Source organism: Enterobacter sp. MG-EB028 (assembly GCF_056673305.1).
Genome location: NZ_CP195079.1, coordinates 2,615,096 through 2,630,004 on the forward strand (window position 1 = coordinate 2,615,096; position 14,909 = coordinate 2,630,004).

Here is a 14,909-nt window from a genome sequence, read left to right on the forward strand (position 1 = left end):
TTAATTTGCAATGAAAAAAAATAAATAGAAATACTCGGCAATTGGATTTAATATCCAAGCCGACATTGTAATGGAATACTTGCTTGAGTCTTTTAGATCTCCCTGCAAGGAGAGAAGTAAAGCGGAAGTCTCAGCCAAGTCTATCAACTTTAAGTGTCTTTATCGAGGCTGCAACCCCGATAAAGACTATGTAAAGCATGCTTTTAGTAAGGCTGCAACCTTCTAAAGGCTTGATCAAACTCATTTAACTAACTGTTTACAGCGTTTGGAATTCTACCAATCATCATGAAAAAATCAATTCTTTCATTCGTAATTGCAAGCGTGATCGCACCGATTGCAACTAGTACTAATGCGGACACGGGCTCTTACATCACTACACCCGTTAATGTAAGCAATGCCCAGAGCAATTCACACAAAGCCATCGCAGAAATGAATCACTGGCGGAATGTCTATAATTCTGCGCCGGAAAGCGAACGTTCATATGCGGCATCTAAGCTTGATGCTGCCACCAGAGCAGCACAAACGGCAGTGATGGCTGAGAAGATTGCAATTAAAGATTGGCTGCATCCTCAGGCAGGATCGGAATCCGCATCTATTCATGATGATTCTTGGAAATACGCAGGGGAAATTCCAGCTAAATTTCAGAATGAAAATCCTGAACATAAAGCACCTTCAAATACCGTTGTAGCCTCTGTTCCTAAAGTACAAATTAATATAACTAGCCAGACGCCTGAGCAGAAATCACCTACTTCAATTACTCCAGAGATTTCTCCATCGGCTTCCCCTTCCCCGATGCCCAGCGCAGTACCAACACAACGTGCACCACATGCTAAGCCCGTTGCAGTGCCAGCACCTGTTGTAAAAATTGATACAGGCGCACCCTCAAATTACGCACCTTACGCAATTCCACAAGCCATCCCCACAGCAGGAGCTTACCAGGTTTCTCCGACTGAAATCACCGCTGTAGCTAAACCTGCAGCTATACCGTCGAAAGTCGAAGAAGAACAGATTCCATCTCAGATTAAGCCATTAGCGACTCCTGCAGCGGTACCTTCTAAACCTGCAGAACAGGCGGTGCCGGTTGCCGCACCTCAGGCCATCCCGGCTGCAGTTCCAAACGCGCCAGTTGTGACCGCTACTGTCACACCAAACCGCGCGCCGATCGCGACTCCTGCAGCGGTACCTTCTAAACCTGCAGAACAGGCGGTGCCGGTAGATTCAGTTAATGCGCATACGGATAACTGGAAATATAACAATGAAACGCCAGCAAAGTTTCATAATGAAGTAGCGGCAAAATATCAGAATGAAGTTGCTGCAACTAACCGCATGGCTAACACTTCAGGCCGCGCTAAATATGCAGTCCCGGTAATCGTTGATGCTAGCGTGACAGGCAATAACGGCACCTTCATTGTTGAAGGACAAAATGGGGTAACTTACGATCTCGACGGACTCAAAGTGCAGTCAGAACATGCTTATACAAACACTTTGACGTTGAGTAACCAACTTACTCAAGAAAAACAAGATCGCACCGACGCTGAATCTCAAATCACTTCTGATTTGCAAGATGAAGGAAAAACTCGCGCTGATGCAGATGTCCAACTTCAGAAAGAAATTGATGTTAAGGCTGACGCAGCACAAGTTAATCAACTTGCAATCACATCTCATGCTTACGACTTGGCAGTTGAAGGCAAAGCAGATGCAAACACAAAAGACATTGCAGTGAACAGAGCAGCGATAGCTCAGAAAGCAGATACTTCCACCGTATCTGCCATAGAGACAAAAGTAGCTACTAACGCCAAGGACCTCTCTACCGAATCTCAGCGTGCAACAAAGGCTGAAACGGCTAACGAAGCAAACATATCTTTAAACGCTGGAGCTATAAGTAATAACACCGCAAAAATTGATAATGTTTCAAACGACGTAAATCGTAACGCTCTGTTAGAAGATACGCACTTCAAGACACTGCAAACAGCTGTCAGCCAGAAAGTCGATACAGGTACATACCAGCAACGGGCTGCAGATGTAGATCAACGCATCGCGGAACGGAAAGCAGCACAGGAAAAAACCGATAAAGTAGTTGCCAGCCATACCGCTGAACTCTCTGACCACGAAGCGCGAATTAGCGATCTCGAGTCGAAGAATCAAACTAACTTCGGTAAGTTGAAAAACCAAGTCGAGAGCAACCGTAAACGCGCCTCCGCAGGCATTGCTGGCGTTGCAGCAATAGCAACTATCCCGCAGGTCTTAGAGTCACAGAGTTTCAACCTTGGCGCTGGTGTTGGTAACACAGACAATGAAAGTGCACTGGCAGTTGGTTTTTCTGCTCGAGTTTCGCGATCAACCGTTATTAAGGCAGCCGTTTCAAACGATACTCAGCATAACTTTGTAATAGGTGCTGGTGTAGCTTATGGTTGGTAACCGAGACAAACTTATATTATCTAATGGTATCCATAAGTCGTGAATATCTCCCCCCTTTCTAAAGGGGGGTACTTATGTACATCAGTCAGGTTCTTCTTGTTCAGAATTATCATTGACTTACAGTTAAAGGGTATATTATGAATGATGCTCAGCCTTTTCCTGGTGTCCCATGTATTACCTATGGCATGCAAAATATGCTGCATACAGATGCAATGTTCGACAACAATAATGTGTTGATACCTCGCCCAGCTTCATTTTGGCTTGAATATTCAAATGCCGAAAAGATGCTCTTCGGACAAACCCACAACATATACTTATTTCCTACTAATGAGTTGATAACGGAACTTGAACAAATCATCGATGGACGATCAGCTATAGAGATTTGCGCTGGTAACGGAGGAATTTCAGGAGCACTTGGAATACCTGGAACTGATAGTAAAAACCTAAACGATACCAATGAAAATTGCTCAAGTTTCGCTTTTGGCTCGCATGTTGAAAAATGTGAGGCTTCATTAGCCGTGGCAAAATATAAACCTAAGGTTGTAATTGGTGCGTGGGTAGACCATCTATATGACCCTAAGCGTCATGATTTAGGAGGTAATACTGTGGGTGTAGACGAACATCATATAATCTCAGAAGTCGATGAATATATATTAATAGGGAACACGTCAGTTCACCGCAAATCACCTCTTCTGGAGGATCTGCATAGCTGTCAAATTAAAACGCACCGAATCATGACCTACTTTGTAGGAACCGAAATGCTTCAGAGTCGTTCCCGCTGCGGTCTTAACTTTATGTTGCGATTGACCCGAAAATGAATCATAAACTTGAAAATTATCTCAAGGTGGCAGTATGTGTAGTAACTACATTAATGTTTATGGCTCTTTTAGCATCACTGGCGTGTGTATATGCGACCCCATAAACACAATTTTAAAAATCACAGTCCTAATATCTATAGAAGTCACAACTAGCATTCAGCGACGCATTAAAAAATTCTTTAGCTATTACATAGTGATTTAAGCTCTTAAAATTGAAATGCCTACTTAGTTTATTAAATTTAAGGAATTATAAGTGAAATCGGCAACCAAAATTGCACTAGCAACATTTGCTCTTACAGTCGTTGGATGTAAATCCACCACAGAAAGAATTTACGAATGTGAAGCTCAGGGCATAAGCCGTGACGCTTGCTACACCGCAGAACAAAATCGTCAAGCTACCTTGAATGCTGCGGCACAGAAACAGGCTTACGAAAATGCAAGTGCCGCTGTAAACACCGATACAACACATAAACATCATCAAAGAGGTTATTAATAAATGAAGAAGATTTTAATTGTTACTTTTCTCTTAACGACAACCATCACGCAAGCACATGCTATATCTGAAGCCTACCGACGACAGTTGCAAAAAGAACATAAAACACAACTGAGTGATATTGCTGCACCTCAGAATGTTGAGGCGTATAAGCCTGGCAAATTAAAACCAATACATGTAAATAAAAATGGAATTGACTTCAAACGTTCAGCTGATGGTTTTGCATATCTCGATGGTGTTTTAATGGCTAAGGATGAAGATAACTCTGACGCTACTGCCTATAGCTCTGGTCTTTACACTGTGATTGTATATAAAAAGAGTGGGAAAATTAACGCTATTGAGGATGGAAAAAATATAATAAAATTAAAATAGCGTAATTCTATCAAAAATAACATTAACACTCTTAAACTCTTTAAATCAACATTCACCAGTATTACTTTACAATCATTGCAAGATTTAGCGCCAGTCAGTTTGTATATAACTTACTGGCTGGCGCTAAGGCCATATGGGTCTTCAATGATTGAATGAAAAAACTCATTAAAATGTACTGAGTAAAAAAAAAGAATATAACTTAAAAGCACACTATTTTAAAACAACACTTCTTCTAAGATTTAAAAAGTAGTACAGCTCATTCCACCATTTATTGTAGGTGTACAGTTAGTGGTAACCGGGCGATTTGCTGCGTCTATGGCAGCTTGCTGAGCTTGTTGTTGTTGTATTGTTTGGTTTGCTTGATTCAATCCAACCTGCATAGCCCCCATGTCGCGAGCTGCATAACATGCGTCATAGTCCCCATCATCACACATTGCAGCTACTTGACCGACTGTTTTGAAAGCATAACGACTATGCCACATCGAGCGGGTATCACTAGTACAACCAGCCAGAAAAGTGACAGCTACCACCATCATTAAGATTTTCACTTTATGTTTGCCTCATTGAAATTAAACACTTAAGAATACGTTTTAAAATATAATTGATTTTGACGTTATGTTTTATGATGCAAAACATGATTAATAAAGTTTCGCATTAGGATATGTACCAATTTTATGAGTACCACTCATCCTCCTCTGAATAGTTAAAATCTTATGCATTGACAAAGCACGCTGCAATTTCTTGCTCTATAAAAACCCTAGAGTGGGTAGTGTTATGATTGCTCGAGGTAGTGCCTACCAAAGCTATGGTACTGGTGTCGATCAAGCTAGCAACATAATCTCTCATTTAATCAGCCTCAACATTTACGCTAACTTCAGCCCGTTTACTTTGACCTATAGGATCTCAACCACTTCAAACTCTTCTGCGATCAACTCCATCTCTTGAGAAAAATGACCTTCGCGGGTGAAAAATCTCTGATGCTCTTTCTGCCGGTATTCAAGGCTTAAATCCCCTTCACCTTCTTTGCGGGCGAACGCCTCAGTCACATCACAAAAACGCACCAGTCGCAATGAAACCAGTCTGATCACGCAGACCGGAACATTCTGGCCATCAAGAATAATGTTATAACTCCCAATCCTCAGGGGAGAATCCTCTTCCTGGAAAGAGGCAAAAGATCCGGAAGAGGCCGTTTTGATCCCTTTTTTGACCAGGTCCGCAAGCTCGCTAGCGAGTTCCGGGCTGTCACCCATTTGCCAGGCATCTGCAACTGGATACTTCATTTTTAATTCCTCAACCTCAACCATTGAAATCCCTTCTTTATCGTCGATGAAAAACAAAATTTATACATTTTTTTAGCATGACTGTATCGACATTTTCAGTGATGCCTTCCTTTAGATAGTGTGATCCGCTTATCGCTCAAAGCGGACCATTTCATCCCTGTGCCCTTCCACCAGCCTTCATGCGCTCATATCTTGCTTTCAAAAGCTCCACTAGTGTCGGCCCCTTTGGCGATACTGGCGCCCCCCAGCGCCCGACAAGCAAGCGTGTTTGAACGCTCAGTGCCAGTAGAGGACAGTCGCAAAGTAAAGGTATGTTGCTCTGAATACTAGCCAGAAATGAAACCCGTTAAGATTGGCAAATGAGCAGACGACCATCCTGAAGTTAACAGAGGTGAAAGTTCAGCGCGTTCATTCGCAACTCGAATGTGAAGGGCGTTTTATCGAAAGACGCTTTCTGAAACTTCCAGGGGACATCCCCATTATGGTGCTAAAGGCGCGCCTGAACGCTGTTTCATCGCCGTACCCGCATGCACTTGCGATCTGAGAAATAGTTTTCCCCGGGCTTTCCAGTAGCACGGATGCCGTTTCAATACGAACCCGGGTAATGAAGTCTTTCGGGCTTTCCTGGACGAGCATTTTCATTTTACGGTTCAGTGTCCGGGTCGTCATATTCAGAGCTGCAGCAAGTTGCTCAACCGTCATGGCAGGATTCTGATAACGAAGCAGGTTTTCTGCTTTAGTCAAAAGAGGATGTCTTGAATTGAGAAAACCTGCGGGCGCATAAATTTGCTGTGACAGAGGCTGGCTGTCAGCAACGGCCATGTCAGCTGTTAACTTTGCCAGCTCATTACCTGCATGTTTGCGAACGAGGTATATGACCAGATCGACCCATGAGAGTGGTCCGCCTGCAGTGACCACATTGTCCTGTTCGGCCAGGTTTTTTCCCCATACAGGTTTTGCCAGTGGATAGCGTTCAGCGAAAGTGGGATATAACCACCACGTTGTGGTACAGACCCGTCCGTTGAGTAAACCCGCTTCTCCCAGTACAAAACCGCCTGCACAGGCTGAGGCAATACAGCTTCCCTCTGAATACTTCACTTTCAGCCACTCGGCCGCATTTGATACAGCGGCTCTTTCAGCGGGAAATCTATGCTCATCCAGCTGCATACCGCTGGCAATAATCACCTCAAAGGTATCAGGTTCACTAAATGCGCCATCACTTTCAATACTGCGTCCCTGAACATCCCTGACCGGCTGACCATCAGCGGTAATCGTCCTGACGTCGAATAAAGGAACATCTCTGGATATCTCAGGATTTACCATAGGGTTCATCCTGACCACCTGATTCGCCAGCCAGAACATATCAGCCAGCCCCGCAAGCGCCGAACGCATGCTGCCCGGAAGAGCAAGTAACGCAACGCGCATGTTTAACCCCGTCATGAAGAATGTCTGATTTCGCATGTTACCTGTCATTAATGACACTTCATACCCTTTGTCTGGGTGATTACACTGCCTGAAATTGAACACCGCAGGAACAATACAGGCATGTGGATGAGAAATGTTATGTCACGCGCGCTGATAAAAGGAGCATTTGCCTTGTGTCTTTTATTCATGAATAGCCCGTTGCTTATGGCACAGGAAGGGGGGATAAAAAATATCGTGCTGGTTCACGGTGCCTTTGCTGACGGCTCGTGCTGGTCAGCCGTCATCTCCCTGTTGCAGGAGAGGGGATTCCACGTTACGGCTGTTCAGAATCCTCTGACGTCATTACGAGACGATGTAACTGCAACTGAGCGTGTGCTTGAGCGTCAGAAGGGTAACGTTCTGCTCGTGGGGCATTCATGGGCAGGAGCCGTGATCACTCAGGCTGGCAATGCGAGCAACGTCAGGGGGCTGGTCTATTTATCCGCTCTGGTTCCTGACAGCAATCAATCCGTATCTGACGCACTGGCGCGATTTCATGCCCCCATGACAGGGATGGAAGCCGATAAGAACGGCCTTATCTGGCTTGATGAGCCAGAGTTGTTTCACCAGGTTATGGCCAATGAGATAAGCATCAAAAAGAGCCTGCGACTCGCTGCTGTGCAGCAGCCTATCGCCGCTACCGCCTTTCAGGAAAAAGTGAAGGAAGCCGCCTGGCGAAAGAAACCTTCCTGGTATCTCCTCACAGGAAACGACAACGCGCTGAATCCGTCAGTACAGGCCGGTTTTGCCCATGAGGCCGGGGCGCACATCACGCGGATTCACTCAGACCATATGTCCATGATTTCTCATCCCGAAGAGGTTGCCGCATTGATTGTAAAGGCGGCGCAGAGCATCCACTGATCCGTACATACCAGGAAAATAGGCAATGAAAATTCTCCATCTTGATTCCAGCATCAACCATGAGTTTTCAGTAACCCGCCAGTTGTCGGCTGAAATAGTGAGGCAACTGGTAGCAACCGGTCAGGAGCATCAACTGACTTATCGGGATCTTGTGAAAGACGAAATCAGTCATCTGACCGGGGAGATTGCTTCAGGATTCAGGTCTGTTTCGGGACGGCCGATTGCTACAGCCCTTCTGGCGTCTGAGCAGCAAGTATCAGACGCTCTGGTCTCGGAGTTTCTGGAAAGCGAGATGATTGTTCTCGGCGCGCCAATGTACAACTTTTCTGTGTCCAGCCAGTTGAAGGCCTGGATGGACAGAATTGCTCAGCCAGGGAAAACCTTCAGCTATACCCCAACGGGGCCCGTGGGCCTTGCGGGGGGCAAAAAAGTCATCATCGCCTCAGCGCGGGGCGGTTTTTATGCCGGTACGGGGCTGGAAGATATGGACTTTCAGGAGAAGTTCTTGCGCAAGTTTCTGGGCTTCCTAGGCATCTCGTGTGTTGAATTTGTCCGTGCTGAAGGCGTGTCGAAAGGTGAGGACGTAAAGCTGAGAGAAATTTCCCGTGCTTTGTCCTTAATTCCACAAGTCATTAATGCGATTTCTGCCGCTAAGGAATGAACCATGCTTTACGCCGTAACGCTGACTTACCTGACACAACCCGATGCAATTTCTGCTCATCTTGACGCACATAAGCAATGGCTGGTCAGGGGTTTTGAAGAAGGCAAAATCCTTTTTGCAGGCCCCCTCAGCAATCATGCCGGCGGCTACATACTTTTTAAAGGAGACAATACAAGTGAAATTCAACACTGTCTTCAGGATGACCCCTTCATCATACATAACATTGCCGATGCAGAAATAATGGGCATTGAACCAGTGCTATGTGCGCAGGGATTCCCTGAGAAATGGGCTGAGAAAGCCCGTTTCATTTGACTATAAATCGCTGTAAAGCGCCCTGCATCCTGTGAAATGACTCCATTACAGTTATTTAGTGGGCGCTTTCACTTATTATTTTAATGTCTGCTTCTCGCTCAAAGCGGACCATTTCATCCCTCTGCCCTTCCACCAGCCTTCATGCGCTCATATTTTGCTTTCAAAAGCTCCACTGGTGTCGGCCCCTTTGGCGATACAGGCGCCCCCAACGCCCGTCGAACGGGCGGAATCGGCTTCCCGGCCAGGACCCGCTTCTCCCACATATCGAGAATGTCACTGGCCTCACGCTCAAGCTCTTTATGGCTCAGTTGGCCATCAGTTCCGCGGCGGCGCAGCTCAATGCAGATGTGGTAAAAAACCGGTTTTGGCCACGGATACTGCTCACTACTCGGATACCGGAACACCAGTTTGCGCCACTTCCAGTATTCAGCCATCACGTTAGCGGTGGTGATCCCCAGTACGCTGCGCCCTTCCCTGCACCACTTGATGAACTGGCCTGGCGAAGACAGGAACGGGCGATCCTGGCGACGCACCATGCGCATGCCGGCTTCAACCTGCTCCAAGGTGGTGATCCCGTTTTCTTTGAAGGCCAGCACCCACTGGCGGCGGATCTCATTCACCTCTTCCTGGCTGCGATTAACCAGGCTTGCCGGGAACGACCGTTAAAGTCGAAACTACCGTTGACAATGTCCCGCTTGAAAACCGCACTCCAGCGGTCCGTTTTGCCGTCCACCTGACCAGCGACAAATACCAATCACATATCACTAAAGAGCAGCAGCTGGCTGCAAGCGAAATGTCACTGGATGAAGGCAACACCTATCTCCAAAACCAGCTGCTGGCGAAGAACGACATCCCTGAAGTTGCCGAACTAAGCCTGAACGCTGAGTGGAAACTGGTTCAGGCTATTAAGCAGGTCTGCGCGCCAGATGAAACGCACGAAGCTGAAGTGATCGCTGCATTCATGGCTGACTGGGCGAGAGCAGATGCCGGCGACCGCAATCAGGTAGTCGAGGACTGGAGAGGAGGAAAACTAACTCTTCTCAAATCAGAAAGCACCAGCGACGCCGACGTTACAACCAATCAGGCGCTAGAACCTGATAACGGTATCTGGTTTATGTACCGGGGAAAGCGTTGCCGAGAAATTCTAAAAGGTTGGATCAACACCCCGGCGAACATCAAAAAAGCCGGAAATCTTCGGGCTGTGATCGTTAGCGAGATCAACCTTGGAGAGTTTGATTACAACCAGCGCTTTCCTTCATCATCAAGAGCAAAAAAAACCGTAACCACTGTTTCAGTTCAAACCTTTTCAGAGCTGTGTGAACTGTGGACGAGCATTAAAGAAACCGAAATTAGCGCGAATACGATGCGTAAGACGCGCTCACAACTCGGTACGTTAATGCACATCATTAACGGAGATACGCCTGTTTCAACTATACGCCACAGCGACATTCTTAAATACAGGAAGGAGTTGTTGAACGGTGAGACACTTTACCTGACAAATCCCAGAAGCAACAAACAGGGACGCACTGTGCGTACCGTGAACAACTATATATCGCTTCTGTGCTCCCTGCTTCGGTTTGCACACAAATCTGGCTTTATCAGTGGCAAGCCCTTTGAAGGGATCAAGAAACTACACAAAGGGAAGGTAAAACCGGATCCTTTAACGAAGCAGGAGTTTAGTTTGCTTGCGGAATCCGAGCGTGGCCAAAGCCTCAATATGTGGACGTTCGCAGTTTATACTGGTGTCCGTCATGGGGAGCTTGCAGCTCTTGCCTGGGAAGATATCGACTGGGAAAAAGGTACGGCTCATATACAGCGCAACCTTAATGCGCTAGGAATGTTCGTCCCACCAAAAAACGATGCAGGTGATCGAGTTATCACGCTATTAGAGCCAGCACTAGAGGCCTTGAAGGCACAGCGTACGCTATCTTCGTTACAGCCCAAAACCGAGATTGTTTTTCATCACCGTGAGTATGGTTCGATGGAATATCAAAACCTGCGATTCGTTTTCATACCCCGGATGCGCAAGGGAGAACAGAAAGCCTACTACTCTTTATCGAGCATAGGTGCGAGATTCAACGCAGCTGTAAAACGTGCTGGTATTCGCCGCCGGAATCCGTACCATACGCGGCATACTTTTGCCTGCTGGCTTTTATCTGCCGGCGCTAACCCGTCTTTCATAGCCAGCCAGATGGGGCATGAAAACGCGCAAATGGTCTATGAAGTCTACGGTGCGTGGATTGAAGAAATGAATGGCGAACAGGTGCTGATGCTTAACGATAAGCTCGCACGCTGAAAAACTTTTGCCCCTATTATGCCCCTATTGGCTCCGAAGGTAGTAATAAATGCAAGAAAATCAATCAAATACAAAGAAAGAGCAATACAACCTGAACAAACTGCAAAAGCGCCTGCGCCGTAACGTGGGCGAAGCCATTGCAGACTTCAACATGATTGAAGAAGGCGACCGCATCATGGTTTGCCTGTCAGGGGGTAAAGACAGCTACACCATGCTGGAGATCCTGCGTAATCTTCAGCAAAGCGCGCCGGTGAATTTTTCTCTGGTAGCGGTCAACCTTGACCAGAAACAGCCGGGCTTCCCGGAGCACATTCTGCCGGAGTACCTGGAACAGCTGGGCGTTGAGTACAAAATCGTCGAAGAAAATACCTACGGCATCGTGAAAGAGAAGATCCCGGAAGGGAAAACCACCTGCTCGCTTTGCTCCCGTCTGCGCCGCGGCATTCTCTATCGTACCGCGACGGAGCTGGGCGCGACCAAAATCGCGCTGGGCCATCACCGCGACGATATCCTGCAAACGCTGTTCCTGAACATGTTCTACGGCGGCAAGATGAAAGGCATGCCGCCTAAGCTGATGAGCGATGACGGCAAGCACATTGTGATCCGCCCTCTGGCCTACTGCCGTGAAAAAGACATTGAGCGTTTTTCTCAGGCGAAAGGGTTCCCGATCATTCCATGCAACCTGTGCGGCTCTCAGCCGAACCTGCAGCGTCAGGTGATTGGCGACATGCTGCGCGACTGGGATAAGCGTTATCCGGGGCGCATCGAAACCATGTTCAGCGCGATGCAGAACGTGGTTCCTTCCCACCTCGCGGATGTAGAGCTGTTCGACTTCAAAGGTATCAACCACGGATCGGAGGTGGTGAATGGCGGCGATCTGGCGTTTGACCGGGAAGAGATCCCCATGCAGCCTGCGGGCTGGCAGCCGGAAGACGATGACAATCAGTTCGAAGAGTTACGTCTGAACGTGCTAGAAGTGAAATAAGCGACTAGCGTCTCAGAAAGGTCTTCTGAGACGCTTTATGCCTTATTTCAGCAGACGCACGCGGCAGGTTTTACCTTTAATCTTGCCGTTTTGCAGTTGCTTCCACGCCTTATGGGCCACCGCCTGGCGAACAGCCACATAAACATGTGCCGGATGCACGGCAATCTTCCCGATGTCCGCCCCGTCCAGACCCACATCGCCGGTCAGCGCACCTAACACATCTCCCGGACGCATCTTGGCCTTTTTGCCGCCATCAATGCACAGCGTCGCCATTTCGGCCTCCAGCGGCACGAGCCTGACGCTGCCCGGCGCGTTCACCCAGTTCAGCTTGATCTGGAGCATTTCAGCAAGAATATTGGCGCGCTGCGCCTCTTCCGGAGCGCAGAAGCTGATGGCCAGGCCGCTGTTCCCGGCGCGTGCCGTACGGCCAATACGGTGGACGTGCACTTCGGGATCCCACGCCAGCTCATAGTTCACCACCATCTCAAGGGATTTGATATCCAGGCCGCGCGCAGCCACGTCGGTCGCCACCAGAACACGGGCGCTACCGTTGGCGAAACGCACCAGCGTCTGATCGCGATCGCGCTGTTCCAGATCGCCGTGCAGCGACAGCGCACTCTGCCCCGCCGCATTCAGGGCGTCACAGACGGCCTGACAGTCTTTTTTGGTATTACAGAACACCACGCATGACGCAGGCTGGTGCTGGCTCAGCAGTTTTTGCAGGAGCGGGATTTTCCCCTGCTGCGACGTTTCAAAGAACTGCTGTTCGATGGCTGGCAGGGCATCGACGCTGTCGATCTCGATGGTGAGCGGGTTTTTCTGCACGCGACCGCTAATCGCGGCGATGGCATCCGGCCAGGTCGCAGAGAACAGCAGCGTCTGACGATCGGCTGGTGCGAAGCGGATCACCTCATCAATGGCATCGCTGAAGCCCATATCCAGCATTCTATCCGCCTCGTCCATCACCAGTGTGCTTAAGGCATCCAGCGAGACGGTGCCTTTTTGCAGGTGATCCAGCAGGCGGCCTGGCGTCGCGACAATAATGTGCGGCGCGTGCTGGAGCGAATCGCGCTGCGCGCCGAACGGCTGCCCACCGCAGAGGGTTAATATCTTGGTATTGGGCATAAAGCGTGCCAGGCGGCGCAGTTCACCCGCGACCTGGTCTGCCAGCTCTCGCGTCGGGCACAGGATCAGTGACTGGGTCTGAAACAGCGACGCGTCAATATGCTGCAGCAGGCCAAGACCGAAAGCGGCCGTTTTCCCACTGCCCGTTTTCGCCTGCACGCGCACGTCACGGCCTTCGAGGATAGCGGGCAGCGCGGCCGCCTGAACAGGCGTCATCGTGAGGTATCCCAACTCGTTGAGGTTGTCGAGCTGGGCGGCAGGCAGAACATTCAGGGTAGAAAAAGCGGTCACAATAGTCTCTCGTGGTCATCTTTACGGTCAGATGGCGCGTATCCTCGCAGATCTCGGGGTTCGATGCGACAATTTAATCGGTTCTTCGTCCGGCGGCGGATCTGGCATCGGCTGCGGACGTGGAATGGGATCGGGCATCGGCACGGGATCGGTGGGGACAGGATCGGACTGACGCGAGTGTTGCAGTAGCAGAGCGAGTAAAATGCTCATCTTTCCCTCCAGGATTTGCTGTCGTCCCTTTTAGGGTAGACGCTGAGAAACAGGAGGCAAAAAAAAGCCGACTATAAAGTCGGCGTCGTACGAATCAATTGTGCTATGCAGTAATTCAAAAAAGGAAGTAAGACAATATGGAGCGCAACGCCCATCGCTTGACGTTGCATTCACCTGCGGGAGTAATATTGCACCTTACGGGGTAAATGTTTATTGACTTCGCTCAATTAAAAGAGCGTTTTAATCCCCGTAAAAGGTGAAAAAAACGTAAATTTACAGCCATTTACTACGATGCAACCACCATGCAACACCTCCAATCAAAACAACTAACATGACGCAAAACGCGGTGAAGCCGTACCGATATTCCCCGCCGGGTATACCGCCCAAATTGACGCCAAAAAGCCCTGTCAGAAATGTGCTCGGTAAAAAGACCATCGCCATCAGGGACATCGTATAGGTCCTTCTCGCCAGCGACTCCTGCATCACCTGGGCGATTTCATCCGCCATCACCGCCGTTCGGGCGATGCAGGAATCGATCTCATCCAGCCCGCGTCCCAGCCTGTCAGCAATGTCCTGCATTCGGCGGCGCTGATCGTCATTCATCCAGCCAAGTCTTTCACTGGCCAGACGAGCATATACATCCCGTTGTGGCGTCATATATCGACGCATCACGATCAGCTGCTTGCGCAATAGCGCCAGAAAGCCGCGCGGGGGGATCTGCTGATCGAGCAGGTTATCTTCCAGGTCGATGATTTTATCGTGCAGCTCTTCAATAAATTCGCTCGCATGATCGGTCAGAGCGTCACAAACATCCACCAGCCAGCTGCCGCAGTCGACCGGTCCGGTCCCCTCTTTGAGGTCGTTCACAATGTCGTCCAGCGCCAGAACTTTACGCTGGCGGGTGGAAACAATCAGCCCGTCGTCCATATAGACGCGCATCGCAACCAGCTGATCGGGACGTTCATCCGTGCTGCCGTTTATACAGCGCAGGGTGATAAGCGTCCCGTCCCCCATCCTGCTCACGCGGGGCCGCAGGCTTTCACCCGCCAGCGCATCACGTACGTTGTTAGGCAGTAGCGGAGTCGAGGCCAGCCAGTCAGCGCTGTCCGGGTGGGTATAGTTCAGATGTAGCCAGCAGGGATGCTCTTTATCAATGACATCATCATCTTCCAGCGGTCGCGCACCGCCGCGACCGTCCAGCACCCACGCAAAAACTGCGTCAGGAACGTTAAGTTCAGATCCTTTAATGCTCTCCACAGTGCCTCCCCTGTTTGGCTCTTTCGATGTCAGTCTAGCTTCCATCAGGGGTTAAGCAACAACTAT

At 48.9% G+C, this 14,909-nt stretch carries 15 protein-coding genes and 1 pseudogene; 9 read left to right on the forward strand and 7 right to left on the reverse strand.

Annotated features, from left to right (window positions below):
- The first annotated feature begins 285 nt into the window (after nucleotides 1-285).
- From ACR42C_RS12445 to ACR42C_RS12460, 4 genes are all read left to right on the forward strand, one after another.
- Nucleotides 286-2,418, forward strand: a complete 2,133-nt coding sequence (locus tag ACR42C_RS12445) for a YadA C-terminal domain-containing protein (RefSeq protein WP_479984161.1) — start codon at nucleotides 286-288, stop codon at nucleotides 2,416-2,418.
- Nucleotides 2,419-2,555: 137 nt separating this feature from the next.
- On the forward strand, nucleotides 2,556-3,236 hold the full coding sequence (locus ACR42C_RS12450) for a hypothetical protein (protein ID WP_316379257.1): 681 nt from the start codon (nucleotides 2,556-2,558) through the stop codon (nucleotides 3,234-3,236).
- Nucleotides 3,237-3,489: 253 nt separating this feature from the next.
- Nucleotides 3,490-3,729 carry a hypothetical protein gene (locus tag ACR42C_RS12455; RefSeq protein ID WP_237766822.1) on the forward strand — a complete coding sequence of 80 codons (240 nt, stop codon included), beginning with the start codon at nucleotides 3,490-3,492 and terminating at the stop codon, nucleotides 3,727-3,729.
- 3 nt (nucleotides 3,730-3,732) lie between these two features.
- Complete coding sequence (locus tag ACR42C_RS12460; protein ID WP_316379258.1) at nucleotides 3,733-4,101, forward strand: hypothetical protein; 369 nt, start codon at nucleotides 3,733-3,735, stop codon at nucleotides 4,099-4,101.
- Between the two features lie 239 nt (nucleotides 4,102-4,340).
- Here ACR42C_RS12460 and ACR42C_RS12465 read toward each other — a convergent pair whose 3' ends face one another.
- The 3 genes from ACR42C_RS12465 to ACR42C_RS12475 form a co-directional block, all read right to left on the reverse strand.
- Nucleotides 4,341-4,649, reverse strand: a complete 309-nt coding sequence (locus tag ACR42C_RS12465) for a hypothetical protein (RefSeq protein WP_074171915.1) — start codon at nucleotides 4,647-4,649, stop codon at nucleotides 4,341-4,343.
- Between the two features lie 345 nt (nucleotides 4,650-4,994).
- Nucleotides 4,995-5,405 carry an ASCH domain-containing protein gene (locus ACR42C_RS12470; RefSeq protein WP_479984162.1) on the reverse strand — a complete coding sequence of 137 codons (411 nt, stop codon included), beginning with the start codon at nucleotides 5,403-5,405 and terminating at the stop codon, nucleotides 4,995-4,997.
- 384 nt (nucleotides 5,406-5,789) lie between these two features.
- The gene (locus ACR42C_RS12475) at nucleotides 5,790-6,854 is read right to left on the reverse strand and encodes a GlxA family transcriptional regulator (RefSeq protein ID WP_316379311.1); all 1,065 of its coding nucleotides are present in this window, start codon (nucleotides 6,852-6,854) and stop codon (nucleotides 5,790-5,792) included.
- A 72-nt stretch (nucleotides 6,855-6,926) separates the two neighbouring features.
- Between ACR42C_RS12475 and ACR42C_RS12480 the strand changes: the two genes are divergently transcribed.
- The 3 genes from ACR42C_RS12480 to ACR42C_RS12490 are packed head-to-tail and all read left to right on the forward strand — an operon-like array spanning nucleotide 6,927 to nucleotide 8,679.
- Nucleotides 6,927-7,706, forward strand: coding sequence for an alpha/beta hydrolase (locus tag ACR42C_RS12480; RefSeq protein WP_214597747.1), 780 nt, complete (start codon nucleotides 6,927-6,929; stop codon nucleotides 7,704-7,706).
- Between the two features lie 25 nt (nucleotides 7,707-7,731).
- Entirely contained in the window at nucleotides 7,732-8,367 is a 636-nt protein-coding gene (locus ACR42C_RS12485; protein WP_214597746.1) for an FMN-dependent NADH-azoreductase, read from the forward strand.
- Between the two features lie 3 nt (nucleotides 8,368-8,370).
- Nucleotides 8,371-8,679, forward strand: coding sequence for a YciI family protein (locus ACR42C_RS12490; protein ID WP_214597745.1), 309 nt, complete (start codon nucleotides 8,371-8,373; stop codon nucleotides 8,677-8,679).
- A 113-nt stretch (nucleotides 8,680-8,792) separates the two neighbouring features.
- Here the strand turns inward: ACR42C_RS12490 and ACR42C_RS12495 are convergent.
- A pseudogene (locus tag ACR42C_RS12495) lies at nucleotides 8,793-9,338 on the reverse strand (replication protein P); the annotation flags it as partial.
- A gap of 455 nt (nucleotides 9,339-9,793) precedes the next feature.
- On the opposite strand from ACR42C_RS12495, the gene ACR42C_RS12500 reads away from it, so the two are divergent.
- Together ACR42C_RS12500 and ttcA are read left to right on the forward strand one after the other, a co-directional pair.
- Nucleotides 9,794-10,975, forward strand: coding sequence for a tyrosine-type recombinase/integrase (locus ACR42C_RS12500; protein ID WP_479985198.1), 1,182 nt, complete (start codon nucleotides 9,794-9,796; stop codon nucleotides 10,973-10,975).
- Between the two features lie 49 nt (nucleotides 10,976-11,024).
- Nucleotides 11,025-11,960 carry a tRNA 2-thiocytidine(32) synthetase TtcA gene (ttcA, locus tag ACR42C_RS12505; protein WP_045260636.1) on the forward strand — a complete coding sequence of 312 codons (936 nt, stop codon included), beginning with the start codon at nucleotides 11,025-11,027 and terminating at the stop codon, nucleotides 11,958-11,960.
- 42 nt (nucleotides 11,961-12,002) lie between these two features.
- Here ttcA and dbpA read toward each other — a convergent pair whose 3' ends face one another.
- From dbpA to zntB, 3 genes are all read right to left on the reverse strand, one after another.
- Nucleotides 12,003-13,376 carry an ATP-dependent RNA helicase DbpA gene (gene dbpA, locus ACR42C_RS12510; RefSeq protein WP_479984163.1) on the reverse strand — a complete coding sequence of 458 codons (1,374 nt, stop codon included), beginning with the start codon at nucleotides 13,374-13,376 and terminating at the stop codon, nucleotides 12,003-12,005.
- A 27-nt stretch (nucleotides 13,377-13,403) separates the two neighbouring features.
- The gene (gene ynaL, locus ACR42C_RS12515; protein ID WP_071888254.1) at nucleotides 13,404-13,586 is read right to left on the reverse strand and encodes a proline-rich small protein YnaL; all 183 of its coding nucleotides are present in this window, start codon (nucleotides 13,584-13,586) and stop codon (nucleotides 13,404-13,406) included.
- Nucleotides 13,587-13,859: 273 nt separating this feature from the next.
- Nucleotides 13,860-14,843, reverse strand: coding sequence for a zinc transporter ZntB (zntB, locus tag ACR42C_RS12520; protein WP_116339581.1), 984 nt, complete (start codon nucleotides 14,841-14,843; stop codon nucleotides 13,860-13,862).
- Between the last annotated feature and the right edge of the window lie 66 nt (nucleotides 14,844-14,909).